This window comes from Niveibacterium sp. COAC-50 (genome assembly GCF_013184235.1).
GTDB lineage: Bacteria > Pseudomonadota > Gammaproteobacteria > Burkholderiales > Rhodocyclaceae > Niveibacterium > Niveibacterium microcysteis.
The window spans coordinates 568,212-594,283 of sequence record NZ_JABCJM010000002.1; the positions used below are offsets into that span (position 1 = coordinate 568,212).

At 66.7% G+C, this 26,072-nt stretch carries 20 protein-coding genes and 1 tRNA gene; 7 read left to right on the top strand and 14 right to left on the bottom strand.

Features of this window, described 5'->3' with window-relative positions; all coding sequences use genetic code 11:
• Positions 1-98 precede the first annotated feature (98 nt).
• The gene (locus HH302_RS10120) at positions 99-884 is read right to left on the bottom strand and encodes a thiazole synthase (RefSeq protein WP_172201877.1); all 786 of its coding nucleotides are present in this window, start codon (positions 882-884) and stop codon (positions 99-101) included.
• A gap of 17 nt (positions 885-901) precedes the next feature.
• Positions 902-1,105, bottom strand: coding sequence for a sulfur carrier protein ThiS (gene thiS, locus HH302_RS10125; RefSeq protein ID WP_172201878.1), 204 nt, complete (start codon positions 1,103-1,105; stop codon positions 902-904).
• Between the two features lie 165 nt (positions 1,106-1,270).
• Between thiS and HH302_RS10130 the strand changes: the two genes are divergently transcribed.
• Both HH302_RS10130 and HH302_RS10135 read left to right on the top strand, forming a co-directional pair.
• On the top strand, positions 1,271-3,139 hold the full coding sequence (locus HH302_RS10130; RefSeq protein ID WP_172201879.1) for an autotransporter domain-containing protein: 1,869 nt from the start codon (positions 1,271-1,273) through the stop codon (positions 3,137-3,139).
• A gap of 92 nt (positions 3,140-3,231) precedes the next feature.
• Positions 3,232-3,305: transfer RNA gene (locus HH302_RS10135), tRNA-Gly, on the top strand.
• A gap of 128 nt (positions 3,306-3,433) precedes the next feature.
• Here the strand turns inward: HH302_RS10135 and HH302_RS10140 are convergent.
• A complete protein-coding gene (locus tag HH302_RS10140; protein WP_172201880.1) occupies positions 3,434-3,889 on the bottom strand; it encodes a PEP-CTERM sorting domain-containing protein in 456 nt (151 codons plus the stop codon).
• A 335-nt stretch (positions 3,890-4,224) separates the two neighbouring features.
• Between HH302_RS10140 and HH302_RS10145 the strand changes: the two genes are divergently transcribed.
• On the top strand, positions 4,225-4,869 hold the full coding sequence (locus HH302_RS10145) for a hemolysin III family protein (RefSeq protein WP_172201882.1): 645 nt from the start codon (positions 4,225-4,227) through the stop codon (positions 4,867-4,869).
• Positions 4,870-4,878: 9 nt separating this feature from the next.
• On the opposite strand, the gene HH302_RS10150 is transcribed toward HH302_RS10145, so the two are convergent.
• Both HH302_RS10150 and HH302_RS10155 read right to left on the bottom strand, forming a co-directional pair.
• The gene (locus HH302_RS10150; protein ID WP_172201884.1) at positions 4,879-6,057 is read right to left on the bottom strand and encodes an HD-GYP domain-containing protein; all 1,179 of its coding nucleotides are present in this window, start codon (positions 6,055-6,057) and stop codon (positions 4,879-4,881) included.
• Positions 6,058-6,150: 93 nt separating this feature from the next.
• Positions 6,151-7,830 carry a hypothetical protein gene (locus HH302_RS10155; RefSeq protein ID WP_172201886.1) on the bottom strand — a complete coding sequence of 560 codons (1,680 nt, stop codon included), beginning with the start codon at positions 7,828-7,830 and terminating at the stop codon, positions 6,151-6,153.
• A gap of 115 nt (positions 7,831-7,945) precedes the next feature.
• Here HH302_RS10155 and HH302_RS10160 point away from each other — a divergent pair, with 115 nt between their 5' ends.
• Positions 7,946-8,674: an NYN domain-containing protein gene (locus HH302_RS10160; RefSeq protein WP_172201888.1), complete on the top strand. Its 729-nt coding sequence runs from the start codon at positions 7,946-7,948 to the stop codon at positions 8,672-8,674.
• Between the two features lie 77 nt (positions 8,675-8,751).
• Here HH302_RS10160 and HH302_RS10165 read toward each other — a convergent pair whose 3' ends face one another.
• Positions 8,752-9,033 (bottom strand): hypothetical protein, encoded by a 282-nt coding sequence (locus tag HH302_RS10165; protein ID WP_172201902.1) that lies wholly within the window; start codon positions 9,031-9,033, stop codon positions 8,752-8,754.
• Positions 9,034-9,195: 162 nt separating this feature from the next.
• Between HH302_RS10165 and HH302_RS10170 the strand changes: the two genes are divergently transcribed.
• The gene (locus HH302_RS10170; RefSeq protein ID WP_172201904.1) at positions 9,196-9,606 is read left to right on the top strand and encodes a PilZ domain-containing protein; all 411 of its coding nucleotides are present in this window, start codon (positions 9,196-9,198) and stop codon (positions 9,604-9,606) included.
• Positions 9,607-9,625: 19 nt separating this feature from the next.
• Here the strand turns inward: HH302_RS10170 and HH302_RS10175 are convergent, their stop codons facing one another.
• The 8 genes from HH302_RS10175 to HH302_RS10210 form a co-directional block, all read right to left on the bottom strand.
• Positions 9,626-10,783, bottom strand: a complete 1,158-nt coding sequence (locus tag HH302_RS10175; protein WP_172201906.1) for a hypothetical protein — start codon at positions 10,781-10,783, stop codon at positions 9,626-9,628.
• A 175-nt stretch (positions 10,784-10,958) separates the two neighbouring features.
• Positions 10,959-11,174 carry a SlyX family protein gene (locus tag HH302_RS10180; protein WP_172201908.1) on the bottom strand — a complete coding sequence of 72 codons (216 nt, stop codon included), beginning with the start codon at positions 11,172-11,174 and terminating at the stop codon, positions 10,959-10,961.
• 147 nt (positions 11,175-11,321) lie between these two features.
• Positions 11,322-12,437, bottom strand: coding sequence for a hypothetical protein (locus HH302_RS10185; protein WP_172201910.1), 1,116 nt, complete (start codon positions 12,435-12,437; stop codon positions 11,322-11,324).
• Between the two features lie 71 nt (positions 12,438-12,508).
• The gene (locus HH302_RS10190; protein ID WP_172201912.1) at positions 12,509-12,772 is read right to left on the bottom strand and encodes a hypothetical protein; all 264 of its coding nucleotides are present in this window, start codon (positions 12,770-12,772) and stop codon (positions 12,509-12,511) included.
• 55 nt (positions 12,773-12,827) lie between these two features.
• Entirely contained in the window at positions 12,828-13,745 is a 918-nt protein-coding gene (ylqF, locus tag HH302_RS10195; protein WP_172201914.1) for a ribosome biogenesis GTPase YlqF, read from the bottom strand.
• 92 nt (positions 13,746-13,837) lie between these two features.
• Positions 13,838-15,391 carry an ATP-binding protein gene (locus HH302_RS10200; protein ID WP_172201916.1) on the bottom strand — a complete coding sequence of 518 codons (1,554 nt, stop codon included), beginning with the start codon at positions 15,389-15,391 and terminating at the stop codon, positions 13,838-13,840.
• A complete protein-coding gene (locus HH302_RS10205; protein WP_172201927.1) occupies positions 15,388-19,539 on the bottom strand; it encodes an ATP-binding protein in 4,152 nt (1,383 codons plus the stop codon). The genes HH302_RS10200 and HH302_RS10205 overlap by 4 nt, the downstream gene beginning before the upstream one ends.
• On the bottom strand, positions 19,536-20,702 hold the full coding sequence (locus tag HH302_RS10210) for an urea ABC transporter substrate-binding protein (RefSeq protein ID WP_206254704.1): 1,167 nt from the start codon (positions 20,700-20,702) through the stop codon (positions 19,536-19,538). Before HH302_RS10210 ends, HH302_RS10205 begins: the two co-directional genes overlap by 4 nt.
• A 229-nt stretch (positions 20,703-20,931) precedes the next feature.
• Here HH302_RS10210 and HH302_RS10215 point away from each other — a divergent pair, with 229 nt between their 5' ends.
• Both HH302_RS10215 and HH302_RS10220 read left to right on the top strand, forming a co-directional pair.
• Positions 20,932-24,645: a DUF2339 domain-containing protein gene (locus tag HH302_RS10215; RefSeq protein ID WP_172201931.1), complete on the top strand. Its 3,714-nt coding sequence runs from the start codon at positions 20,932-20,934 to the stop codon at positions 24,643-24,645.
• The gene (locus HH302_RS10220; RefSeq protein WP_172201933.1) at positions 24,642-25,994 is read left to right on the top strand and encodes a DUF3999 domain-containing protein; all 1,353 of its coding nucleotides are present in this window, start codon (positions 24,642-24,644) and stop codon (positions 25,992-25,994) included. Before HH302_RS10215 ends, HH302_RS10220 begins: the two co-directional genes overlap by 4 nt.
• Positions 25,995-26,072: the final 78 nt, after the last annotated feature.

Here is a 26,072-nt window from a genome sequence, read left to right on the forward strand (position 1 = left end):
CGGTGGTTCCGGAAATAACACCGCCGCGGCGCTGCGCGGGCAACGGCGAAATCCGTCCGTCTTGCCCCGCCGAGTCCGCGGCGTCAGGGATTACATGGTCAGCTGCCGATCAGGCCCGTCGTAGGCGAACTCGGGCTCGCCGAATAGAACTTCTTCGGCATGCGGCCGGCACGGAAAGCCTCGCGCCCCGCTTCGACCGCCTTCTTCATCGCACCGGCCATCAGCACTGGATCTTGCGCCAGTGCGATGGCAGTGTTCATCAGCACGCCGTCGCAACCGAGTTCCATCGCGATCGCCGCATCGGACGCGGTGCCGACACCAGCGTCCACCAGCACCGGTACTTTCGACTGCTCGATGATCAGCTTCAGGTTCCACGGGTTCAGGATGCCCATGCCGGAGCCGATCAGCGACGCCAGCGGCATCACCGCGACGCAGCCGATCTCTTCGAGCATGCGCGCCTGGATCGGGTCGTCCGAGCAGTAGACCATCACCTTGAAGCCGTCCTTCACCAGCGTTTCTGCAGCCTTCAGGGTCTCCGGCATGTTCGGGAACAGCGTATTCGGGTCGCCCAGCACTTCGAGCTTCACGAGGTCGTGTCCATCGAGCAGCTCGCGCGCCAGGCGCAGCGTACGCACCGCATCGTCCGCGCTGTAGCAGCCGGCGGTGTTGGGCAGGTAGGTGAATTCGGACGGCGGCAGTGCGTCGAGCAGGCTCGGTGCGTTCGGGTCCTGGCCAATGTTGGTGCGACGGATCGCCACGGTGACGATCTGCGCGCCGGAGGCGACAATAGCCTCGCGTGTCTGCGTGAAGTCGCGATACTTGCCGGTGCCGACAAGCAAGCGGGAACGGTACTCGGTACCGGCAATGATCAGCGGGTCAGTCATGTTCTTGGGCTCGGGCTTCAGCCGCCGCCGACAGCGACGACGATTTCAAGGCGGTCGCCCGCTGCGAGGGCTAGCTCGGCGTGGCGACCCTTAGGAACGATCTCGCCATTGCGTTCAACCGCGAGCCGCTTCCCGGCATAGCCGAGGCGCTCGAGCAGTTGGGCAACGGTTGTATTGGCGGGCAGGGATTGCGGGGCGCCGTTGAGGACGATCTCGATCATGGCATTTCCGCGACAGAGGCGCGGATTCTAACACGCGGGCTGCTACGCTTAAGGCTTGCCGCCCGTCGCAGTCAGTGCCAAGATCCGGCACCATACGCATCCGTACTGGGTGCGGGCCGGATCAATCAGTCGCAAAACCAAAAATACCTACACGAGGAGACCCTGATGTTCGCACGCCAACCGCTAGGCCTGGCCATTGCAGCGCTGTTCGCGCTTCCCGCATCGGCAGCCGATTTCACGAATACCTTCTTCTTCGGCGACAGCCTGACCGATTCGGGCTACTTCAAGCCGATCCTCACGGCGAGCGGTGCAGGCACCCTCGTGAATGCCGGCTTTGCCGGCAAGTTCACCACTAACCCGGGCCCGGTGTGGTCCGAGGCGCTGGCAGCCAAGCTTGGCACCACCGCCGCACCGAGTAACACCGCCGGCGGCACCAACTACGCACAAGGTGGCGCCCGCGTGAATAGCACGCCCGGTTTCGGCGGTGGTCCGGCCACGACGGCCACGCCGATCACCGGCCAAGTCGGCGCCTACCTCACTGCCAACGGCGGCGCGGCCGACTCGCATGCGCTCTACACCGTTTGGGGCGGGGCCAATGATCTGTTCTACGCCGCAGGTGGCGGGGTTCCGGTAGCCAGCCTGCCGACCTTCGTGCTGACAACCGTAACGCAGCAGGTCGGTGCCGTCGAAGCCCTGAAGAATGCCGGCGCGAAGTACATCATCGTGCCGAGCCTGCCGAACATGGGCAAGACACCCGCTGCGCTGGCCGCCGGCGCCACGGCTGCTGCCGGCCTGACGCAACTGTCCGCCTCGTACAACTCGCAGCTGTTCGGGCAAATGGCCGCCAAGGGCCTGAACGTGATCCCGCTCGACACGTTCAACCTGATTACCGAAGTACAAGCCAATGCCGCCGCCTTCGGCTTCACCAACTCCGGCACCGCCACCGCCTGTCTGACCACCGCCACGAACCCGACCGGCACCTCGCTGTTGTGCGGTGCGCCGGGCTCGACCGTCGCCAATCCGCAGGAATACATCTTTGCCGACGGCGTGCATCCGACCACGCACACCCACGCGATCCTCGCGGACTACGCATACTCCATGCTGGTGGCCCCGCAGCAGATCGGCATGCTGGCCGAAACGCCGGTCCGCACCCGCAACACGCTGACCAACACGCTGCTCGATCAAGGCATGGAATCGCCGACCAAGCCGAGCCGCCTGTGGGTAAGCGCCAATGGTGGCCAACTCAAGTACGCCGACTCGCCTGAATTCGGTGGCGCCGATGGCATGCCCTGGGGCATCACGGTCGGCTACGACACGCGTACGCAGTTTGGTGGCCTGGGCGTCGCCTTCAACGGCGGCAGCTACAAGCCGGACTTCGCCGCCGACGGTGGTTCGTACTCGCAGACCGAACTCTCCGCCAGCCTTTATGGCGGCATGGTGTTCGGCCAGCTCGGCCTGTCCTTCGCCGGCACGATCGGCTACATCAACTACAACACCGACCGCGATGTTCACCTCGGCAACGTGACCCGCACGATGAGCGGCGAAACCGAAGGTTCAAACGTGTCAGCCGGCATGCAGGCCTTCTACCAGCTGCAATCGGGCAAGCTGACGCACGGCCCGGTCGCCGGCCTGACCGCTCAGCGTGTCCAGGTTCGCGCCTTCAACGAATCGAATGCAAACGGCGCTTCCACCGCGCTGAGCTTCGGTTCGCAAGTCCGCCAGTCGGTACTCGGCCGCCTCGGTTATCAGCTGAGCTACGACGCGACCAGCTTCATCCCCTACGGCCGCATCGGTGTCGAGCACGACTTCATCAAGTCGACCGATCGCGACATCGAAGTGGGCCTGCCGTCGCTGTACTCAGGCAGCTACAAGCTGCCGGCCGGCGAAGTGGATCAAACCGCGGCAACGGTGCAGCTGGGTAGCCGTTTCCACCTGAGCCCGGCTCTCGGTGCATGGGTGGAATTCAACGGCAACTTCGGCCGCAAAGATGTCACCGACTACGGCCTGTCCGGCGGTCTGCGCTACGCCTTCTGATCGACGGTTTGCCTGAAACCCCGACGGCCCGGTACAATCCGGGCCGTTTTCACGTTCTGGTGTTGCCACCCGAACGTTCGAATCGGCCCTGAGCGGGCGTCGTATAATGGTAATACCCTAGCTTCCCAAGCTAGAGCCGTGGGTTCGATTCCCATCGCCCGCTCCACTTCTGCCTGCCGCAAAGCTCCCGGACTTACCTGCACGCACGGCCAAAGGCCATCGCGATGTTTCTGCACGTCAAAAGACAACCGCCCGACTGCGCGGGCGGTTTGGACAACGCTGCAGCGCGGGCGCTTAGCGGCGCATGCGACGGCTGCTAATCGTGATGATCATGCCGAGGCCACCCAGCAGCAGTGCATAGGTCTCGGGCTCCGGCACCGCCGGGATTGCGCCGGCACTGGCAATCGCGTAACCGGTGCCGAATAGCGGCTTGATCGAAACACCAAGCAGGTAGTCACCGGCGGCAAGGTTGAAGAAATCGTATGCACCGAGAACGTAGCTGGTGGACAGCTTGTTCAGGCCGGTATCAAACAGTGCCCAGAAGCCTGTCGCGCCAGCGCCGCTGACTTGGGCATACACGGATGAGGGGCTGTCGATCGTGAAGGACACGAATTCGGCAAAGCTCTTGGTACTGCTAGAGGTGACGGCTGTACTGAGGTTTGTGTCGAGGGTTCCGAGGTCCGCCGAATTGGCGCTCAGGGCGGTGGCCATGAGCACGAGTGCGGCAAGGAAGGTTCGCATGGTTTTCATGGCGATACTCCTGTTGAGGTTGGGGCCATAGCCTCAACGCATAAGCCGTGCCATCTCGCGGCAGACCGCAACGTCAGCGAAAAGTAAGCGCCAAGCATTTGATTTCGTTGGCGATTATCCAAATACCGGACCGACAAAGCTGGGATCCGGACAGCTCGCGGCGCCGCCCGCCACGAGTGGAATTGGTGCGCCGCACCAAAACCGGTGCATCGTTTTGTCGCTAGACGTAAGCGAAGCCAGCTGCAAGATGCCGCGGCTGATCCTGCTCAATGCGGTTCGAATGCCGGCGTCCGATGCTGGTACCTTAGCGAAGCCAGCTCACGGAAAGGATTGTCATGAAAGTCAAAAAGCGCCCACAGTCGCGCGCCGAAGAGCTCGCCAATTCCATCAGCCACGGTATCGGCCTGCTCGCGGCACTTGTTGCTGCACCGATCCTGATCGTCGTAACCGCACGCAGCGGCAATGCCGCGAACATTGTCGGCGCGGCGGTGTTTGCGGTGTGCATGGTGCTGACCTACCTGAATTCCTCGATCTATCACTGGATGCCGCAAGGGCACCTGAAGCAGGTGTTCCGCAAATTCGACCATGCGGCGATCTTCCTGCTTATCGCGGGCACCTATACACCCTTCACGCTTGGCGTGCTCAGCGGGGCGATGGGCTGGACGCTCTTCGGGCTGGTGTGGGGCATTGCGGCGCTGGGTCTGCTGCTGATGCAGTTCAACCGACTCGGCAACCAGTGGGTGTCGAACGGCCTGTATCTCGCCATGGGGTGGCTGATCGTCGTCGCGACGGTGCCGCTGGTGACGCACATGGCACCGGCGGGTCTATTGCTGCTTCTTGCCGGCGGGCTCGCCTACAGCGGTGGCGTGGTGTTCTATGCGCTCGATGCGCGCCTGCGCTTTGGCCACTTCGTGTGGCATCTGTTCGTACTGGCCGGATCGACTTGCCACTTCTTCGCGGTGCTTTGGTACGCCAACTGAGCAGCCGAATCAGAACTCGAATTCCAGCGTATCGAAGGGCCGCATCCGGCTGCGCGACTCATAGCCGAAGATCAGCGCCGGGTTCAGGTTGAGCTGGCGGAAACGCTCGACCGGCACCGTCGCGACGACCGCAAACTGCGATCGCGCGCTGTCGCGGATCACCGGCTCCATGTAGAACTGGCCTTTGCGATTGATCAGCGCATACACCAGCGGCTGATCGGCCCGCGCGCCGCGGCGCATGACCAGCCCCAGCTCGCCGCTCGCGAGCCGCACACCAGAGCCGGGTGGATAGATGCCCAGCTCGCGGACCAGCGCATTGACCAGCGGATTGTCTGCCCCGCCGTGGCTGATGAAGGTTTCGCGCAAGGCCTGGTCCGCCGACAGGGCTGGACGGCTCGCCCGCGGGCTGACCTTTGCGCCGAAGATGTCGGCGAGGCGGATCACTTCCGCCAGTTGCGCCGCCGACCCATGGCGCACCCGCGTCGGCAGGGCATCCGGCGCTTCGTGATGCAACGCGACGGCGCGCAGCCAGTCGTTGTCGGTCACTCCGGCAGACTCCAGGAGATACAGGCCACGCACCGGATGCTGGTGGATGATCTCGCGCTGCGGTGCGCTGGGTGGCGCGGTTTGGGTGACCAGGCTGGTTTGCAGCTGCCGCATGCCGATGTTCATGCTCAACGCGGCACGCAGCATCTGTTCGCGCTGGTGCGGTGGCCAACCCAGGCGGCGGGCGACCAGTTCGCACAGGGTGGCGGCATGGATCGCATGGGCAACCGCATAGTTGGCGCCGTTCCAGCGCATCATCTGGAACAACGCGAGATCGGCGTCGCGCTCGCAAAGCTCGCTGATCAGCGGTGCGAGCTCGCTCAGGCGATCTGAAAAGTCTGGCGTACGCTCAAAGGCATGCAGCAAGCTGGCGAGGCGGGCCTCGGTTCGCGCCCAGCTGCCCACCGGGTCACTGAGCACCTGCCGCCTTGCGGGCTCCGGGCGCACCGGCGGCCTTTCTAACGGCGCGGGCGGGCTGGCGTCGGCGACATAAGCGCCGCGCACGACCAACTGATCAAGCTGGTCCGGCATCTGGATGCGGTAACCACGGCGCAGCAGCAGCTTGCCGCCGGCGTCGAACACATCCCACGGCAGCGGCTCATTCAGGCGCAGCGAGCTACGCGAAAGGCGGATCGAACGCATCAGCTAACTCCCCCGACCCTGCTCACAGGGTCTGAACGGTTTATCGGCGCAGCGGGTATCCGGCTTGAGCCAGTCGCTCACGATGTGCGTCCCTCAGCCCGCACCTGCGCCGCGATCACCGCCGGGCCGCATCGCGCGAAGAAAGGCTCGGCCCTTCTGCCGCAGACTCAAGTTCTCGTCCGACAGCTCTTCGAGGAAATCCGACAGGCGTTTCGACTTGGCGACGGCAATCAGGGTCAGTACGGTAGACAGGATCAGCACAAAGAAGAACACATTGACCCGGTCGATCAGCGGCGCTTCCGCTTCGGCGATCAGGTTCATGCCAAGGAAGCCGGTCGAGATCGTGCCGATCAGCCCGAAGATCGTCACCACAGTCAGCCGGACCACGGTGTTCGACTGGCGCCGCGCGCTGTCGCTATCAAGGTAGTCGTTCATCTCGGCGACCTGCTCCTTCACCTGCACGAACAGGGCATCGTTGCCCAGTTGTGTCGACGCACGGCGAAACAACGATTGCACCTGGCCGCGCTCGGAAATCTCCGGGAACCAGTAGCGATGCGTGAAACCGAGGAACAAGGCGTAATTCGCACGGATGCGGCGCTTGAATCGGCGCACCGATTCGACGCGACGAATATCAAGCCCGCCAATCGCGGCGGCCAGGCGGTCCGAGAACACCAACAAGGCCGCACGATGGAAGTGCGCGATCAGGAACAGCAGAAAGTACTGGTGGCGGAACTGGGCCAGCAGCCCGCGCTCGGCATCGCGGTAGAACTCGCAATCCGCCTCGCCAACGACGATCAGCGACTGGCCCGAGCAGAGGAATCGGGTATTCGGCCCCGCCGCGGAGTTGGACCAATAGCGGTCGTCGCAGTGGCGCTGCTCGAATTCACAGACCGAGGGGTCATTCAGCGGCAGCGGATCGCCCGGGCGCAGATGGGCGACCAGGCCGAGCCGGATGAAGTCCTCGCGCGACAGCGCGCGAGGCTTCTCCAGCGCGAGGTAGGCCATGAACGGCATGCGGTGGTATTCGATCTGGCGGTAGCGCAGCGGCCCATCCTCGCGCACATGGTCCGACACCAGCGGCTGCAGCAGCCACGCCCAGTGCACGCCGACACACGGAGCCCGGTTGCGGCAAACGAAAGCGAGGTAACGCGAACGGGCATCGCTGTCGGAACTGCTCAGCACCACATCGTCCGCCCCAAGCCACTCGGCGCGATGTACGTTGTGCAGCCCCTGCCCGGCATCGTCCCAGCCCGACGGATAGGCGCGGCCGAAACGGTAAAGCAGTTCCTGCGCGGTGCTCAGCGGCAACGATTCGGCGTGGAGCTCCACGTTCAGCAGGATCAGATCCAGCTCAAAGAAGAAGTACAGGTCGACATGCGCGACCGCCAGTCGAACCGGCGTATCGCCCGGCGCGACCGTGATCCGCAAAGCCTGAACATCGTCGCGGCGAAACACGCGCATCGGCCCCGCCGGCAACGGGCCGTCCGGCAGGTCGTCGGCACAGCGCGGATCCCCGTACAGAAAGCGCTGCACATACGGCAGGAAGGAGACGAACTCCTTGTAGTGGCGTTCGTGGAAGTGCTGCGGGTCTTCGGTGAACTCGTCCGCAACGCGGCGCCAGGGGTGCTGCCAGCGTGGATCATCCAGCGTGCGCCAGGGCTTGCGGCGCACTTCCTCGCCGTGCGCGCCCTCCAGCTGCAGCGGCCACAGCAAGACATGGCGGAAATGGCGGACGATCTGGTCCGCAGCGGATCCCGGTTCGCTCGATGACATCGGCCCCTCCGGCTTTCAGCGTCGGCCGCGGAATACCCGCCCCTGACGCGAGAACACAAGGATAGGTCAGCCGTGCGAGACTGTCTGCCCTCGCCCTACTCGCAAGAGGCTCGCCATGCCGCTGGACGAACGCCGCGTCGCCCTGTTCATCGACGCCGACAATGCCCCCGCGCTGTATATCGACGTGATTCTCGCCGAGCTGGCGCGCCACGGCACCGTCTGCATCCGCCGCGCCTACGGCAACTGGAAGAGCGATCGCCTCAACAGCTGGGAAGCGGTGCTGAACCTGCATGCGATCCAGCCAATGCACCAGATCGACTACACCAAGGGCAAGAACGCGACCGACCTCGCGCTCGCGATCGACGTGATGGACACGCTGTATTCGCGCGAGATCGACGTCTTCGCGATCGCCTCGTCGGACTGCGACTTCACCCCGCTGGCGACCCGACTGCAGGCCGCAGGCAAGCGGGTGATCGGTTTCGGCGAGCGCAAGACACCTGTGGCCCTGGTGAACGCGTGCTCCACCTTCCTCTACCTGGAGCAGGAAACCAGCGGCGAGACGCCGGAGGAAGTCACCTCGATCGCACCGCGCGACGCCAAGGCGCTGAAGGGCGACGCGCGACTGATGAACCTGCTGCGCAACGCGGTCCACGCTGCGGAAGATGATCAAGGCTGGGCACCGCTCGCCAAGGCCGGCGCACTGATCGGCAACCAGGCTTCGTTCGATTCACGCAACTACGGCTTCAAGAAACTGGTGGATCTGTTCGATGCAATCGACCTGTTTGAAGTAACCCGCCGCGACGGGCACCCCTTCGTGCGCGACAAGAAACGCAAGATCAGCTGATTGCCGGGCCACAAAAGCAGAACGCCCCGCATTGCGGGGCGTTCTGCTTGATACGAGGCTGAATTGCGGTGTCGCTATCAGTCCGCTGCCAGATTCGCGGCAAACACGCTGTCGGCGTTGTCCGGGAATTCGTAGCGGGCAAACGCACGGCGGATGCGGGCCTTGTTATGGCGCGCGCCGTGGTCGATGAAGCGGATACCGATTGCCTTGCCGTTCTGCGCCATCGTCATGAACGCAAACCGCCAGCGGGCGGTTTCCGCCAAACGCTCACGCAGTTCGCACTCATTGGCGATTTCCACACCCGCCGCCTTCAGCGAGTCGAGGAATTCAGCGTAGGACTCTTCGCAAAGCCTTCCCATATTTCTGCTCCGTTATTCTGCGGTGGTCGTCCACCATGACGCCTCTAACGGGGGGCATTACGGAAAGGTTGACAGCGCTTTTCAGCCGCTTTGAGCGCCGCCACTTGCGCGAAACCGGCTCTGCGGCCGAGACTTCGCCTTCCTGACAAAAAACTGACGCCCATGAGCGACACCTCTGCCAGCAACGAACGCCGCACACGCCAACGCTTTGCCGCCCAGCGCGACGGCAAGACGATCTTCTGGGTTGAACTCGATGGCCACCGGCTGCCGCTCAACGACCTATCGCTTGAGGGCTTCAGCTACGCCTCGGAGATTTCGCCCGAGCTTGGGCTTGAATTTCCGTTCGCACTGCGGCTCGAAGGCATTCCGGACCGCGTCCGCGGCCGCGCGCGCATCGTCAATTACGTCAATGCCGCTGCGGGCGGGCAGGTGGGCTGCCGTTTCCTGAGCTTCGATGGCGATGGCGCCTTCGATCTGCACGACTGGCTGACGGTGCATGTCATCACCAGTGCATCGGTGCGCATCTCGGAGCAGGAAGCCAAGGCGATCGTGGCCGGGCCCTCGCTGATCTGACACCCGCCCGCTTAGAAGGTCAGCCGCCGCGACGGGCGACGCGATCGTCGCGCCTTACTTTGTCGGCTTGCGGCGCAAATGCCGGCAGCTCGCGTCTGAGCAAGGTCAGCAGCAAACGGTCACCGTGCACCCGCAACACCGGCCACACGGGTCGCAAAACCGCCTCAGCCTCGTCGCGGCGCCCTTGTTGCGCCAGGGCCAGCGCATAGGCGCCGCTGCATTGCGCAAGCGATAGCCATGTCGCGGGGTTGGCCGCATGGGCCTGCAGGCTGCGTGTGGCGCCGGCCAGGGCGGTGACGGCCTCGCTGCGGCCATGGCGTAGCGCGATCATTCCGCGCGCCCAATCGTGGAAGGGGCAGCGCGACGCCGGAAGCTTGCGCGGATCGACGCCGGCAAGCAGCTCCAGCGCCGCCAGCAAATCACCGACCCGCGCTTCGGCCAGCGCCAGATCAACACGGAGCGCCAGATCCGCCGGCGCCGCCAGGTGCGCCGCGCGGCTTGCGGCGACGAAGCCGGCGTAGTCACCGGCCGCGTAGTTCACCATCGCAAGGCGTTGATCGACCAGCGTTGGCGACTTCGCATGCAGACGCTCGCGCCAAGGTTCGAGCGCCGTGCGCGCCTTTTCGAGCTCCCCCTGCGCCGCGCAAATGCACGCCGCACGCGCAGCAAGATCGAAGGCCGGCATCGGCTTGCGCACTTGGCTGGCCAGTTGACCGGCGAGGGCGGCGGCATCAGTCCAGCGGCCGAATGCCATCGCCCGAAGCAGGCGGTCGTGGCAGATCGCGTAGCGATACTGCAACAGCGCCGGCAGCAGGGCGAACGCCAGCACACCCAGTGCCAGCAACACGACGATTGCTTGCGCCAGAACGAGACCGGACGCGAGCAGGAACGCGGCCAGCGCGACCCAGTAGCGCTGACGGCGCAGAAGTTCGGCACAGAAAGTGCACAGGCTGGGCTCTGGCTGCTGACGTAGCGGCAACAGCGCCTGGGGCGCCGCCGGCGGGTAGCCACCGCGTTCGTCACGCGGCGCGATGAGCTCCGCCACGTCGCGCAGGCGAATGTTGGCCAACCCGCGCGCCGCCAACGAGGCAATCGCCTGCTCTGCGTTGCCGGCGTCGACCGAATCCATCACGGTGTGCCCCGCCGGATCATGGGCACTGAAGAAAATGCGTGCCATCGTGAGCCCCCTGGCTGCGGGGCCACACCTGCCGAGGCCTCGCGAATCACGATGCTGGCATACGCCTTTGGCATTTTCGACGCCGTTCGTCCGGCCCTTCCGACCGGCCTTCGGCGCGCGGCGGATGACACCTTGCGCGGGTGTCGGAGCGTGGCCTACGTAGTGCGGCGAGCGCTCAGTAGTGCGGTGGAATCTCTTCGCGCAGATCGCGCGGCTCGCCACTTCCGCCCCCCCCGCCAGCGCCGGCACGCACCTGCTCGGTCAGCGCGCGGACGTGTTTCTGCAAGGCTTCGATCTGCTGCTGCTGGCGATAGACGGTGTGATTGAGCTCGTCGAGCAGGTCTTCGGCGAAGCTGAGTTTGACTTCGAGGCGGGTGATGCGCTCTTCCATGGGCAATCCTTGAGTGGCGGCGCCATTCTAGGGCAGGACCGGAGAAGTCGTTATGGCAGCGCGCCGGCAGCGGAACCCGGATGTCGCGACCCGCACTGCCGGCGTGCCGCGCGAGCCGGCACGCCGCTGCACTCAGGCAATGCTGGTTCAGCCCGCCTTGACCTTGGTGGTGTAGGCGAGATCGCTCTGCAGATTGGTCTGGGCCACGCCAATGCGCAGCAGCGCGTAGGTGACGCTGGCGAATGGATCCTCGTAGTCCGGCCGGCTCGCTTCCAGCACCGAAACACCCTTCGGAATCAGGCGCCCGCGGCCGGTATCCACCGTCGGTTCCGCCTTCAACACCCGTTCGTAATCGGCGCCACGCACGAGCAGGCTGAAGCCCGGGCGCAGCGACAGCACCTTGGCGCTGGAGAGCCCGCCGCTCACTTCCTCACGCGCGCGCTTCGTCAGCACATAGCTGATCGGATCACCGGCGAACACTGCTTCGCTGGTTTGGTCGCCGAGCAGGCGGTCGAGACTCTGGTTGAGGAAGTTCAGGCAGGGCGTGGTCAGCGCCGGCAAGCCGAGCAGGCCGATCAGCTCCTTGCCGGTATCGCCGGTGATGAAGTTGAGTGCCTCCCGCCACAGCGGCGGTTCTTCGTGCCGCAGCACCTTGAACTGCAGCTTGAGCGCGCCGCCCGGCACTTCCATCACGCGGTTCTGGAACGCGCGGCGGAACGACAGGCCCAGCTCGGTCGGCTCGGCCGCGACCGGCTCCTTGCCGCTGGCTTGCTTGTAGAGCTTGAGCCCGGCGTTGAGCACCCAGTTGAGATTTTCCAGGCCGGGGTTGTTCTCACCGCGATCCTGCGCGATCGAGAACTGGAAGGTCAGCCTGTCCTTCGGGCCAAAGCGCTTGTCGTCACGCGCGAAGTGGAAACCGACCACCGAGATGCCGAACAGCGCGTCCGGATTGTCGTCGTTGCCGTCCAGCGCGGGGTCTGCCTCTTCCGGGCCGGCAACGCGATCGGTGTTGCCCTCGCTGATGAAGGGCAGCACGAAGAAGCTGGTTTCCCCCTGGCTCGTATCGGTCAGCTCCATGCGCCCCTCGCGCATGCGGAACTCGACCCCGTGCAGCGCATGGTGGCCGTTTGCGTCGCGGCCGAAGGCGCGGGGTGTCCAGATCTTGGGGTCTTCGACCAGGGCGCGATCGCTCACGCTCATCGGGTCGATGCGGATCAGGCCGGCACGTGTCGGCCCGGACGGGGCACTGAAGAAGGCGGGCATGGTGCAGCTCCTGCGGGGTGGTCTTTCAGACTAGACCCCCCGCGTGAAGCTGCAATGTCGGATTGCGCCGTTCAGCGGCGGCGCGGCAACGCGCGCAGGGCGCCCCGCAGGCATGCCGACTGCAGGCGCCAGCCGAGCACCGCGGCAATGCAGAATGGCGCGAGCCCCAGCCGCACCGCACCGCTGGCGAGCGGCGAAAGATCCGGTACGCGCGGGCCGCGCATCACGCGCCGGCCCAGCGCGAGTGGTGTGGCCACGGTCCAGGCCACCAGGCGATAGGTGAGATCAACGCCGGCGCGGCGCGGCAGCGTTTCTTCACTGGGAATCGGATGCATGGTTCGCTTGTCCGGCAGAGTCAATCGAGCAGCCTAACCGATCCACGGCCCGATTTCAGGCGGGTTCGGCATCGTCGTCGGGCTGCGCCGCCTCGGGCACCACATCGCGCGCCTTGGCCGCCGCCAGCATCGCGGCACGGGTGCTCGGGGTTTCAAGGCTGATGCGGCCCAGCGTGCCGCTGCGGTAATCGGTCAGCAGGATCAGCGCGGCCTTTTCCAGGTCGAGATCGCCGCCCTTCATGCGGCAGCCACGGCGCTTGGCGACTTCCTCGACCACGCCGGGCCCGTCGAACCCAGCCGGGTTGAACTTGTAGCGCGCGCCCAGCTGGGTCGGATAGCGCGCCAGCAGGCATTCGGCGAGGAAGGCGGCCACCGCTTCCTCGATCACCGCGTTGGTGCCCACCGCATGGCTCGCGGCAAGCATGTAGCCGTCGCTGTCATGCTCGATCTTCGGCCACAGCAGGCCGGGGGTGTCGGTCAGCGTCATGCCGGGGCCCAGATCCAGCGTCTGCTGGCCCTTGGTCACGGCGGGCTCGTCGCCGACGGCGGCCACCTTGCGTTTGAGCAGCGCATTCATCAGCGTGGATTTGCCGACGTTGGGAATGCCCATAATCATCATGCGCAGCGGCTTGGTGTTGTCGTCGCGGTGCGGTGCGAGCTGGCGGCAGGCGGGCACGATGCGCGCCACGTCCGCTGGCTTCTTGAACGATAGGGCGAGCGCTCGCACACCGGGCTGTGCGTTGTAGTAGTCGAGCCACTCGCGTGTGGCTTCGGGGTCGGCGAGGTCCGCCTTGTTCAGGAGCTTCAGGCAGGGGCGCTGCCGAAACAACCGCAACTCCTCAATCATCGGGTTGCGGCTGGCCTCCGGAATGCGGGCGTCCAGCACCTCGATCACGATGTCGACAATCTTCAGGCTTTCGGCGGCTTTCTTGCGCGCCGAGGCCATGTGTCCGGGAAACCACTGGATCGCCATCGGGGTCGTGTCCGTTCGGAAAGCGTTGCAAAAGGGGCGTCATTGTCCCACCCCTCGGGCGGAAAGGCACCCTGCCCCAGCAGCCGGGTGCCTCAGGGGGCGTCGACTGCACTCGGCAAGGTGACGGCGAAGCTGCTGCCGGTGCCGGGTTCGCTGCGAACCGAGATCTGCCCGCCGAGCGTCTTTTCGACGATGCTGCGCACGATATCCAGCCCGAGCCCGGTGCCGCCGCGCCCGGCCTTGGTGGTGAAGAAGGGTTCGAAGATCTGCCCCAGCAGCGCCGGCGGCATGCCGACGCCGTCGTCACTGACGCACAGCTCGATCGCGCCGGTGGGCAGGCGGCTTGCCGAGATGCGGATCGTGCCGCCGCTGCGCGCCTCGAACGCGTGCGCCACCGCGTTGGATACCAGGTTCGCGATCACCTGGCCCAAGGGGCCGGGGCTGGTGTGCAGCCGCAAGCCGGCCGGCAGGTCGAGCATGAAGCGGTGTTTGCCCTCGGCCAGCATCGGTGTCAGCGTGTAGCGGAACTCGTCGACCCACTGCGCGAGATCGATCTCGCGTCGTTGCGACGTCGCCTGATCGAGCGCCATGCGCTTGAAGGATTCGAGCAGCTCGCAGGCGCGCCCGAGGTTGCTTGCCAGCATCGTGGTGGCCGCTTCGCTGGTGTCGAGGAAAGCGTCGAGCTCGGAGCGCCGCAGCCCGCCGGTCTTGAGGTCTTCGCGCACGGCGCGGATGCGGCCGGTGAGTGACGTGGCGAGCGCAGTGACGTTACCGATCGGGTTGCCGATATCGTGCGCAAAGTTCGCCACCAGGCGGCCGAGCGACGCAAGCTTTTCCGCCTGCATCACCTGCTGTTCGAGCTCGCTGTTGATCTGCCGCAGCCGACCTTCGGTCTGACGCCGTTCGCTGGTATCGAAGATCGACACCAGCACGCTGGTGCCGTCGTCCCCCGGAATCGGGCTGAGGCCGATCTCGCACGGAAAGGTACTGCCATCGCGCCGCAGTGCCTCGAGGGCGCGCCCCTGCGCCATGCGGCGCGGGCGTGCCGCGCCGAAGTACTCGGTCACGCGCTCACGATGCTGGACAACCTGGTCCTGCGGAATCAGCACATCGACCAGCTCACCGACCAGCGCCGCGGGTGCGTAGCCCAGGAGTGCCTGCACCATGCCGTTGGCAAAACGGATGCGGCGCTGCTGATCGACGATCAACAGCGCCGAGGGCATCAGTTCCACCACCTGGCGGAAACGCACCTCGGCGGTCTTGCGGCGCAGCAGGCTGCGCACACGCGCCAACAGCAGGCCGGGTGACACGGGCTTGGTGAGGAAGTCATCGGCGCCCAGTTCCAGGCCTTCAAGCTGGCTCGCCTCGCTGGTGTCCGCGGTAATCACGATGACCGCGACATCGCGCGTTTCGGCACCGTCGCGCAGTTGCCGCAACACATCGAAACCGGAGAGCTCCGGCATCATCACATCGAGCAGAATCAGTTGCGGGCGATCCGCCAGGCGAGCAAGTTCCAGCGCCATGCGGCCGCTGGTCGCGGTCTTGATCCGGTAGTGGTGTTTCAACGTGGCCGCCAGCACATGCAGGTTGGCCGGCTGGTCGTCGACCAGCAGCACAAGCGGCTTGTCGTGTTCGCCTTGGGTCATGCGGACACCTCCAGATCCAGGGTCGCGATCAGCTGCGCCACGCTGGCGAGCGCCCCGTCGTGATCGAAGTGATCGATCTGCCGCAGCAGTCGCCGCAGGGGCTCACCCGGCCCATCGTACGCCGTCAGCTGGCGCAGTGTCTCGATCAGTGCGTCGGGGATCAGTTCGCGACGCTCAAGATAGGGCGGCAACGCCCGCAAGGTATCGCGCAGACCGGGCAACTCGCGCGCGCGCGGCCCGGCGTCCGCATCCGAGAAATGCGCGCGGATCACCGCGACCGCGGTAAGCAACGCCGCGGCGAAGTCTGCCCCAGGGCGCTGCGTGCCGTCGCTACGCAGCGCCTGTTCGGCGGCCGCGGCGGCGCCGGCCAACGCGACCGCGCCGAGGTTGCTCGCCGCACCCTTGATCGCATGCAGCCGGCCGAGCGCATCGCCGATACGGCCATCGGCCAGCAGCGCGTCAATCGCATCGGCCGCGCCGGCGCAATCATCCGCCAGCTCGCAGAGCAGTCGTTTCAGGCTGGCCACATCGCCGTCGAGTCGCCGCAATGCGGCAGACAGATCGAAACCGGGCAGGGGCGGCAGCACCGGCTCCGCATCAGCCACCACCACATCGGCGGCAACGCCGGCCTGTGGCAGCCAGCGCAGCAGCACCTGATCGAGCAGCGCCGGGTCGATCGGTTTGGGCACGAAGTCGACCATGCCGGCCTCCTGGCTCAGCCGACGATCTTCGGGCAGCACGGCCGCCGTCATCGCAACAACGGGAATGCCCGCGCAACCGGGCAGCGCATGAATGCGCTGCGTGGCTTCGAGCCCGCCCATCACCGGCATGTGCAGATCCATCAGCACAAGGTCGAAGGGTGCCTCCATGACACATTGCACCGCTTCGCCGCCGTGCTGCGCGGTATGCACCACGATGCCCCGACGTGCCAGGAAGCCCGCCGCCACCTGCTGGTTCTGCGCGTTGTCTTCCACCAGCAGCACACGCGCGCCGTCGAAGCGCAGTGTCGGTGTCGGCACCGCCATCACGTCGCCAGCGGGATGGGGAGCCGGCGGCCAGTGCGCGGGAAGCTCGTCGGCCGCAAGCGCCGGCAAGGTAAAGCTGAAACAGGCGCCCTCGCCAGGCTGGCTCTCGACGCTGATCTCGCCACCCATCGCGTTGACGAGGCGCTTGCAGATCGCCAGCCCGAGGCCGCTGCCGCCATGCCGCCGCGTAACGCTGCCATCGGCCTGCGTGAAGGGCTGGAACAGGCGTTCGATCTGCGTTTCGGACAAGCCAATGCCACTGTCGCGAATGCTGCAACGAAGCATTGGCGTGCCATCGCTGCGCGCCTCGGCGGGCTCTGCCTGCAAGACAACCTGCCCCTGTTCGGTGAACTTCAGAGCGTTGCCCAGCAGGTTGTTCAGCACCTGCGCAATGCGCAGCGGATCGCCGAGGATTGGCTCTGACAGGGCTGGCGAAATGTCGATCCGCAGACCAAGCCCGCGCTCCTCGGCGCGCGCCGCGAACAGGTTGGCCGCATCCTGCGCCAGCTCGCCGAAGCGCAGCGGAATCTGCTCGACCTGGAGCTGGCCGGCCTCGACCTTCGAGTAGTCGAGAATATCGTTGAGTACGCCCAGCAAGGTGCGGCCCGAAGCGATCGCGGTGTTGAGGTAGTCGCGCTGCTCGGCGGAGAGCTCGCCGTCGAGCACCAATTGCGTCAGTCCGAGCACGGCGTTCATCGGCGTTCGGATTTCGTGGCTCATGTTGGCCAGGAATTCCGACTTCGCGCGGTTGGCCGCCTCGGCCGCCTGGCGGGCCGAGGCCATTTCGGCGGCGAGCTGGCGCTCCTGTGTCACGTCTTCGAAAAGCCAGACCGTGCCGCGCGACAGATCGCGCGGATCGATCGCCCGGCCTGCCAGGGCACAGATGAAGCGGCTGCCATCCTTGCGCTTGAGCTCCTGATCGCGCCGGTGGATGCCGCCCGTCTCAAGCTCGGCATAGATGGTGCCGCCGGCAACATAGGCGGCCTCGTCGAGGTACCAATCGCGCGTGGTGCGCCCGATCAGCTCGTCGCGACCGTAGCCGAGCATTTCTTCAAGGCGCCGGTTGCACTTCTCGACGACACGGTTACGCAGCAGCGAAATGCCGAGCGAAGCGGATTCGAAGATCGCCGTTTGCTCGTCGGCCACATTGCGCAGCGCTGCCTCCTGTCGCCGCGCCTCGGTCACGTCGCGGTTGACGCCGACAGCGCGCAGCGGCGTGCCATCGCTCGCGCGCACGATCACCGCCAGTGCGCGCAGGTGCCGCACCTCGCCCTCCGGCGTGACGATGCGGAACTCGGTGTCGAAGCTGCCCGCACCGCGCAGTGCGGCATCGAGCTCGGCCGCGGCACGAGCGCGGTCTTCCGGGTGCATGCGCGAGACCCACGCCTCGTAAGCACCCGAGAATTCGTCGCGTTTGGCGTGGTAGAGATCAAACATCCGGTCGTCCCACAGCAGCACGTCGGCGACCACGTCCCAATCCCAGATGCCCGCGCCCGCCGCCTGCGTGGCCAGCGCCAGACGCTGTTCGCTCTCGTGCTCGGCCTCTTCGACCAGTTTGCGCTCGGTGACGTCGGTCACCACGCCGTTCCACAAACTGCCGCCGTCGCCGCTGGGCGTGCCGTCCGACTCGATGCGGAACCAGCGCGTCTGCTCGCGCACGACGAAGCGGCACTCCATCCGGAACGGCGCCATCGCCGCGACCGCCTCACCCTGCCGCCGCATCAGTTCAGGCAGATCCTTCGGATGTGCGCGCGAGAAGGGCAGCAGGGGGTCGCGCGCAATCGCCGCCTCGTGAACGTCAAGCAGCTCGCAGAAGCGCGGGCTGACATAGTCGAAGCCATGACTGCCGTTGGCGCCGACGCGAAAGGTGTAGATGCCGGCCGAGATGCGACGCACCAGGTCGTCGAAACGCGCATTGCTGCGCGCCAGTTCCTGCGTGCGTGCGGTGACGCGCTGCTCAAGCAAGGCCTGCTCTTCGGCAAGCCGCTCTGCCATGCGATTGAAACTCGCGCCGAGCTCGCGGAACTCGCTGCTGCCCGCAAGCGGCGCGCGTTCATGCAGATCGCCGGCTGCGATGCGCTGCGTGGCGCCGAGCAGCTGGCGGATCGGCTTGACGATGCCGCGCGCAAACATGCTGGCGACGACGAAGGCAGCGAACACGAGCAACGCCAGCGCTGCAAGGCTTTGCATGCGCAACGCGGTGGCCGGCGCAAAGGCCTCCTCGGCATCGATCTTGACGACCATGTACCAGCGCAAGGCCGGCAGATAACGCCATGCCGCCGCCACTTGCACACTGCCGTAATCGCGCCCGATGCCGCTGCCACGCTCGCCGCGGATGGCGGCCTGCATCGGCTCGCCGAGCTTGTCGAGCGGCCGCCGCAGGCGGAACGCGGCATCCGGCACGCGCCGCAACGGCACTACGTAGAGCGCCTTGTCGCCCTCGACCTGGGTAACGATCGTCTCACCGGTATTGCCAAGTCCGGTCGGATCGGTGACCACCGCGTTGAGGTGTTCCAGCGACAACTGCAGCGCGACGGTGCCGATCGGTTTGCCGTCGCGGATCACCGGCGACACCATGAAGACGGACGGCCGCCCGCCGGATGGCGCGTAGGCGGCCACCGGCGTGACCTGCGTCGTCAGCAAGGCCAGCGCCTGGCGGTGTGCCTGCGCGAGAATCGTGTCGCGGTAGGGGCCGGTTTCGAGGTTGCTGTCGAAGTCCGCCTCATGCAGCACCGAGAACACCACGGTGCCGTCGGCGGCGATCAGCAGCAGATCGTAGCCGCCGCTGGTGTCTTGCACGCTGAGAAAGTAATCGCGGTAGCGGGCTGCTTCGATCTGGTACTGCGTCGCCTCGGTGCTGGCCAACAGCGAGGGCAGCACGCTCAGCGCATGCTGGGCCGTTGGCGAATTGGCCAGCGCACGGCTGTCGCTGACGCGCTCTTCGAGGTAGCTGTTGATCTGGTCCGACTTCTTGTCCGCGATCGCCGACAAGTGCGTCAGCATCGTCGCCGTGAGCGTGCGTTCGAACGCGGTATCGGCCCACCAGGCAAGGCCGCCGACCGGCAGTGCCGACAGCAGCAGGAAGCCCAGCAGCAGGCGCGGCAGGATGCGGCCCGGGCTCACGGCGTGCCGCCTTCAAGCATGTGCTGCCAGGCTTCGCGGCTGCGATAGGCGGGCCAGGGCGCCGGCCGCAACGGGTAGTCCGACGCGAAAACCTGTTCGAACTGGCCGTCCGGCAATGCGCGGCCGACGCGCATGCGCTTCCACAGGTGGCGTGTGGCGGCATCCACCGCTTCAATCGATGAGGGGCCGCCGACCGATTGGTGCAGGAGCGCAGCATTGACACGGACCGGGTCGTCGCTGCCGGCGTCGCGCACCGCCTGCGCCCATAACTTCACCCCGACGTAGGCGGCTTCGACCGGATCGCTGGTCGGCCGATCCGCGCCGAACCGGGCACGCCAGGCCGCGACGAAACGCCGGTTCTGCGGCGTATCGACAGACTGGAAGTAGCTCCAAACCGCATAGTGTCGTGTCAGGCGCCCGCCACCCCAGGCCCGCATTTCAGGTTCGGCAACGCTGAAGGACATGACGGGTTGATCGACAAGCCCGGCCGCGACCAGGGCGGCGAAGAAGGCCGCGTTGCTGTCACCGTTGAGCGTGTTGAGCACCGCGACCGGCCGTGCGGCGCGCAGTTCGGCGATGACCGCCTCGAAATCGTGGCTGCCCAGCGGAAGGTAGTGCTCGCCGGTGACCTCGCCGCCGCGCGCCTCCACCAGATCGCGGATGATCAGGTTGGCGGTGCGCGGGAAGCGGTAGTCAGAGCCAACAAGGAACACGCGTTTGCCGTATCGCTCCAGCATCCAGTGGGTGCCGGGCACGATCTGCTGATTCGGCGCCAGGCCGGTGTAGAGGATGTTGGGCGACTGCTCCATGCCCTCGTACTGCACCGGGTACACCATCAGATGACGATGCCGCTCAACCACCGGGCGTACCGCGGCGCGGCAGGCCGAGGTCCAGCACGCGAACAGTGCGCTGACATGTTTTTCGGAGATCAGGCGCTCGGCCTCGCGCGCGGCCTGGTCTGCATCGGAACGGCTGTCCGCCAGTTCCACTTCGACCGGCCGCCCCAGCACGCCGCCATCGGCGTTGAGTTCAGCCACCGCCATCTGCACCGCATCGACCAGCGGCCGCTCGCTCGCCGACATCGTGCCGCTCAGCGAATGCACGACACCGATACGGATCGGGGCGGGCGCTGGCCGGTGCCGGATGAACAGCACGGTGCCCACAATGCATATCGGCAGGAGGACGAGTAAGGCGTATCGCCTGGGCATGGAAGGCACGTTCCGGCTGGTCGCTTCCTTCAATTACGGCCGTGGCGGGCGCGCCTTGAACCGGCCGCAGTGGCAACGATCTGCACCCGACCGCGTTTTCGCTCACGCTGTGCAGCACCGCGCTGTGGGAGACTGCCCGCCGTGCGGCGTATCGGCCGCGTCGCCCGAAAACGGAGTGGATGCTGTGAGTCTTCTGTTGCTGTTGATCGGCCTCGTGGTGGGCCTCACGACCGCGCTCGCCAATGACCTGAGCGGCTGGCTGGGTGCGGTGCTGGGCGCCTTGCTCGGCTTTCTGCTTGGGCGGGTGGTATGGCTGACGCAGCAGTATCAGGACGTCGCTGAACGGTTGGAAGCCAGCGAGAACGCGCTCGCCGCACTACGCGAACATTTCGACCGCGTCACGCTGGCGATCCATCAGCGTTTCGTTGCACTGGAATCGGGCTCCGGGGCCACCGCTGCGGCGAGCCCAGAGGCAGAGCGCGCGACCGAAGCGCCTGACATCGTGGCGGTGCCATCGCCGAGCGTCGAACCCACGCCGGCCAGCGAACCCGAGCTCACGCTCGACCTGTCGCCGACGCCTGCGCCAATCACGCCCGAGCCGCTTGAGCCGATCGCAACAGCGCAAACCGTCGCAACGGAGGTAAGCAAGGACGAGGCACCACTTGAGGCTGCAATGGCTCAAGTGCGCACGGGCGACGCCGCGACCGGCCCGATTTCGCCCGATTCCGGGGCCGTCAACGCGCCGGCCGAGGCGATCGACGAACCGCCCCCGGAACCAGCCGGCCCCAACCTGATCGAGCGCACCTTCGACGCCGCGCGCGCCTGGCTCTTCGGCGGCAACACGCTGGTGCGCATGGGCATCGTGCTGCTCTTCCTCGGGCTGGCCTTCCTGCTGCGCTACGCGGCCGAACGCACCACGCTGCCGATCGAATTCCGCTACGCCGGCGTCGCCGCCACGGCGCTCGGTCTTCTGGTGGTCGGCTGGCGGCTGCGCGAGCGCAACGGACCTTACGGCTTGCTGCTGCAGGGTGCGGCGGTGGCGGTGATGTACCTCACCACCTTTGCGGCGATGCGGCTGCATCCGCTGATCCCCCTGCAGTTTGGCTTCGTGCTGATGGTGGCGGTCGCGGCGCTCGCTGGCCTGCTCGCGGTAAAGCAGAACGCGCCCTCGCTGGCAATCGCCGGCACGCTGGGCGGCTTTGCGGCACCGATCCTTGCTTCCACCGGCGGCGGCAGCCATGTCGCGCTGTTCTCCTACTTCCTGCTGCTCAACGCCGGCGTGCTGGGCATTGCCTGGTTCAAGGCCTGGCGGGTACTCAATCTGGTCGGTTTTGCCGGCACCTTCCTGATCGGCACCGCATGGGGGCTGCGCAGCTACCAGCCGGAGCTCTTCGCCAGCACCGAACCCTTCCTCGTCGCGTTCTTCCTGATGTACGTGACGATCGCGCTGCTGTTCGCACGCCGCCGCATGGCCGAGTGGACATCGCCGATCCGCGATGCCGACCACGGCGAACTGCTGCGCGGCGCGCTGGCGCACGCCAACGCAATCGACGGCACCCTGCTGTTCGGCGTGCCGCTGGTGTGCTTTGGCCTGCAGGTGGCGATCATCCGGCACATCGAATACGGCATGGCTTTCAGCGCCTTCGCGCTGGGCGCCTTCTACCTGATCCTGGCACGCGCGCTGCTCGGCCGCGATCGAGTCCGCAACCTGTTGCTGGTGGAAGTCTTCCTCGCGCTCGGCGTGATCTTCGCGTCGCTGGCGATCCCGCTCGCACTCGACGACCAATGGACCGCCGCCGCGTGGGCGGTGGAGGGTGCCGGCATTTACTGGCTCGGCCATCGCCAGCAGCGCACGCTGGCGCGCGCCTTTGCGCTGCTGCTGCAGGCCGGTGCCACGCTGTTCTTCCTGCGCACGCTGGGCAGCGGCACTGCCGACCCCGGCCCCCTGCTGGCCGGTTCCTGGCTCGGCACGCTGATGCTGGCCGGCGCGCTGTTGTCGAACTGGCGTGTCGCCCGTGCGGCGGCAGCGCTCGACAATCCGCCCGCCGACGCCGCCCTCAAGCCGCTCTTCGCGGTGCTGGGCCTGATCTTCGCCTACCTGCTGGCGCCGATGCTCGCCGGCAGCACCACCACCGCGGTGGCCTGGGCGCTTGCCGGCGTTGCCACGGTGTGGGCCGCGCTGCGTTTTGCGGACCGCGCCGCGCTGCTCACCGGCATGCTGGTGCAGGTGGCTGCCGGCATCGTCTTCTTCGCCAACAACCACGGCGCGGCGGCGGACGGCGCGCAGGTCTTCGCGGCCGGGCTGTCGGGCCTGGTGGTATGCGGGCTGATCGGCCTCACGGTGCTCGCCAGCACGATCCTCACGACCCGCCATGCTGATGCGCTGCCGGGGCTGTCGGCCGGGGTCGGGCTCTTCCTCGTCTTCGGCCTCGCGCTGATCAACCTGGCGGTGCTCTTCGTGCTGCCGTGGCGGGTTGCGAGCGGCGTGTGGGCGCTCAGCGGCGTGCTGATCCTGTGGCTCGCGATTTCGCTGCGGCAGGCGGTGGCGATGTGGTTCGGCATCGCGCTGCAGGTAGCGGCCGCGGCGGCCTTCCTGATGCAGGTGTGGCCGAACGTCGCGCTGCATGCCGACCCGGATCTCTCACCGCTGCGCCATGCCGGTTTCCTGGTGCCGCTGGTGATCGCGCTCGCGGCGTGGGTCGCCGCATGGCGCCTGCAGCAGCGCGGCGACGAGCAGTTTGCCGACATCGCACCGAAGCTCTCGCTGCTCGGCCTGCTGTGGGGCGCGCTGTGGTGGGGCTATGCCTGGCTCGCCGAGATCGAACGCTTCGTCGTTCCGGCGCAGCAGCACGCCGCAACGCTGGGCCTGATCGCTGCCACCGCGATGCTTTGGACGCTGGCGGCACGCCGCTGGGCCTGGGCTACGCTGGCGAACCTGTGCCTCGCATTGACGCCGCTCGGTTGGTTCGCACTCGCGGCCGACTATCACGCCGGCTATGCGCCCTTCGCCGGACTCGCGGGCGCGGGCTGGCTTGCGATGCTGGTCGCGCACCTGCTCGCACTGCGCCTGCTCGGGGAGGGCGATGAAGCGCCGTGGCCGGCGATCGGCATCAAACTCGCTCACGCGCTCGGTGCATGGCTGCTGTTGACGGTGCTGGCGCTCGAAGCGCGCGCGCTGTTCGCCGAACTGGGTGACGAACGGTCTGCATGGCGCTGGCTCGGCTGGGCGCTGGTGCCCGCCGCCTACCTGATCTTCACTGCGCGCGAGAAGTGGCCTCGGCGCTGGCCCTTCGGCGCGCGCGAATCCACCTACCGCACACTGGTCGCAACGCCAGTGGCGCTGTTGATGATGCTGTGGGTGGTGGCGGCAAACCTGCACTCGACAGGCTCTGCAGCACCGCTGCCGTACGTCCCCATCGCCAACCCGCTGGAGATCGCCTGCGGCATCGTGCTGCTCGCGGTGTGGCGCTGGCTCACGCGTGTCGATCTGGCAGACGACGCGCAGCAATTGCTGCGCCCGAGCTTCGGCGCGGTCGCCTTCCTCGTCTACACCTGCGGCGTGGCCCGCGCGGTGCATCACTGGGCCGGCGTACCCTTCGAATCGCACGCGCTGTTCGCATCGATGACGCTGCAGGCAAGCCTGTCGATTGCGTGGAGCATCGCCGCGCTGGCGCTGATGGTGAGCGGCCACCGCGCGCAGGATCGCTTGCGCTGGCTGATCGGCGCGGTGCTGATCGGCGTGGTCGTCGCCAAGCTGTTCCTGATCGAACTCTCGAACACTGGCGGGCTCGCGCGCATCGTGTCCTTCATCGCGGTGGGCGTGTTGTTGCTGGTGGTCGGCTACTTCGCGCCGCTACCGCCGAAACAGAACGACCAGCAGGAAGGAGCCGCATCATGAAGCGCATCATCCCTTTGCTCGCGCTGCTGTGCTGCGGCGCCGCCCATGCTGCCGAACAAGTGGCGGACTTCGCCACCCGCGCCAGCATTCGCGTCGCGCAGGCGGCGCCGTACGCGCGGCTCACGCTGCCGATCGACGCCTACCTCGCGGCCCGCTCGCCGGAGCTGCGCGATCTGCGCGTATTCAACGCAAACGGCGAGGCCGTGCCCTTCGCGCTGATCGCCACACCGACGCAGACGCGTGCCAGCGAACAACAACGTGTGCTGCGCTGGTTCCCGCTGCACGGCGAAGCCAACACCACTGGCGGCGACCTGCAGGTGGATGTGCGGCGCGACACCACCGGCACTGTAGTGTCGGTACGCGAGCAGGCGGGCAAAGCGGTCGGCAAGCCGCTGCGCGGCTACCTGATCGATACCGGCAGCAAGGATGCGACGCTGGCGGCGCTCGACATCACGCTCGGCGAGGGTGTCAGCGGCTTCCACCGCGTCAGCGTCGACGGCAGCGACGATCTCGCGCAGTGGCAAAGCCTGCAGCCCGACGCCGTGCTCGCAGTGCTCGATTTCAACGGCGAACAGATCCGCCGCGAGCGCATCGAACTTGGTCAAACCAACGCGCGCTACCTGCGCGTGCTGTGGCGCGAGCCCGCCGAAGCGGCGCCGATCACCGCAGCGAAGTTCATCACACGCGAAGCGCACACCGAGCCCCCCGCGATGGTCTGGACACCCGCGAGCGCCGCCCAGCGCGACGCCAAGGGCGACTATGTGCTGAAGCTGCCGACGCCGATCCGTGCCGAGCAACTGCGTGTCACGCTGCCGCCGGGCAATCTGTTGGCCCCTGTCGAAGTCGCTACGCGCAACGACGAACGCGCGCCCTGGCAGCGCCTCACCAGCGGTGTCGTCTACCGCCTCGGCGGCGAAGGGCCGGATCGCACCTCGCCCGACATCGCACTCGGCTACATCGCGATTCAGCATCTGCGCCTGCACGCCGACCCGCGCAGCGGCGGCCTCGGCAACACCGCGCCCACGCTGCAGCTCGGCCTCACGCCGCAGCAGCTCGTCTTCCTCACCCGTGGCCCGGCGCCCTACACCCTCGCCCTCGGCAACCCCAAAGCCGCCCCCGCCGCGCTCGCCGTCGACACCCTGGTCCCCGGCTACGGCCAGCCCGGCGCACCCAAGATCGCAGACGCCGAAGCAGCCTTCGGCCCCCAGGCCAGCGCCGCCGACAGCAGCAGCCCCAGCACGCCGGATTCACCAGCCGCCACGCGCAAATGGGTGCTGTGGGTAGTGCTCGTCGTGGGCGTCGCGGTGATGGGCGGCATGGCGTGGTCGCTGGTGAAGCAAACGAAGTAGCTGCTGGTGATCGCCGCTCGGCGTCGCGCGCAGCAGAGGCCGGCCCGCGTTGGGCGCTGCAAAACAAGCTGATCGCCC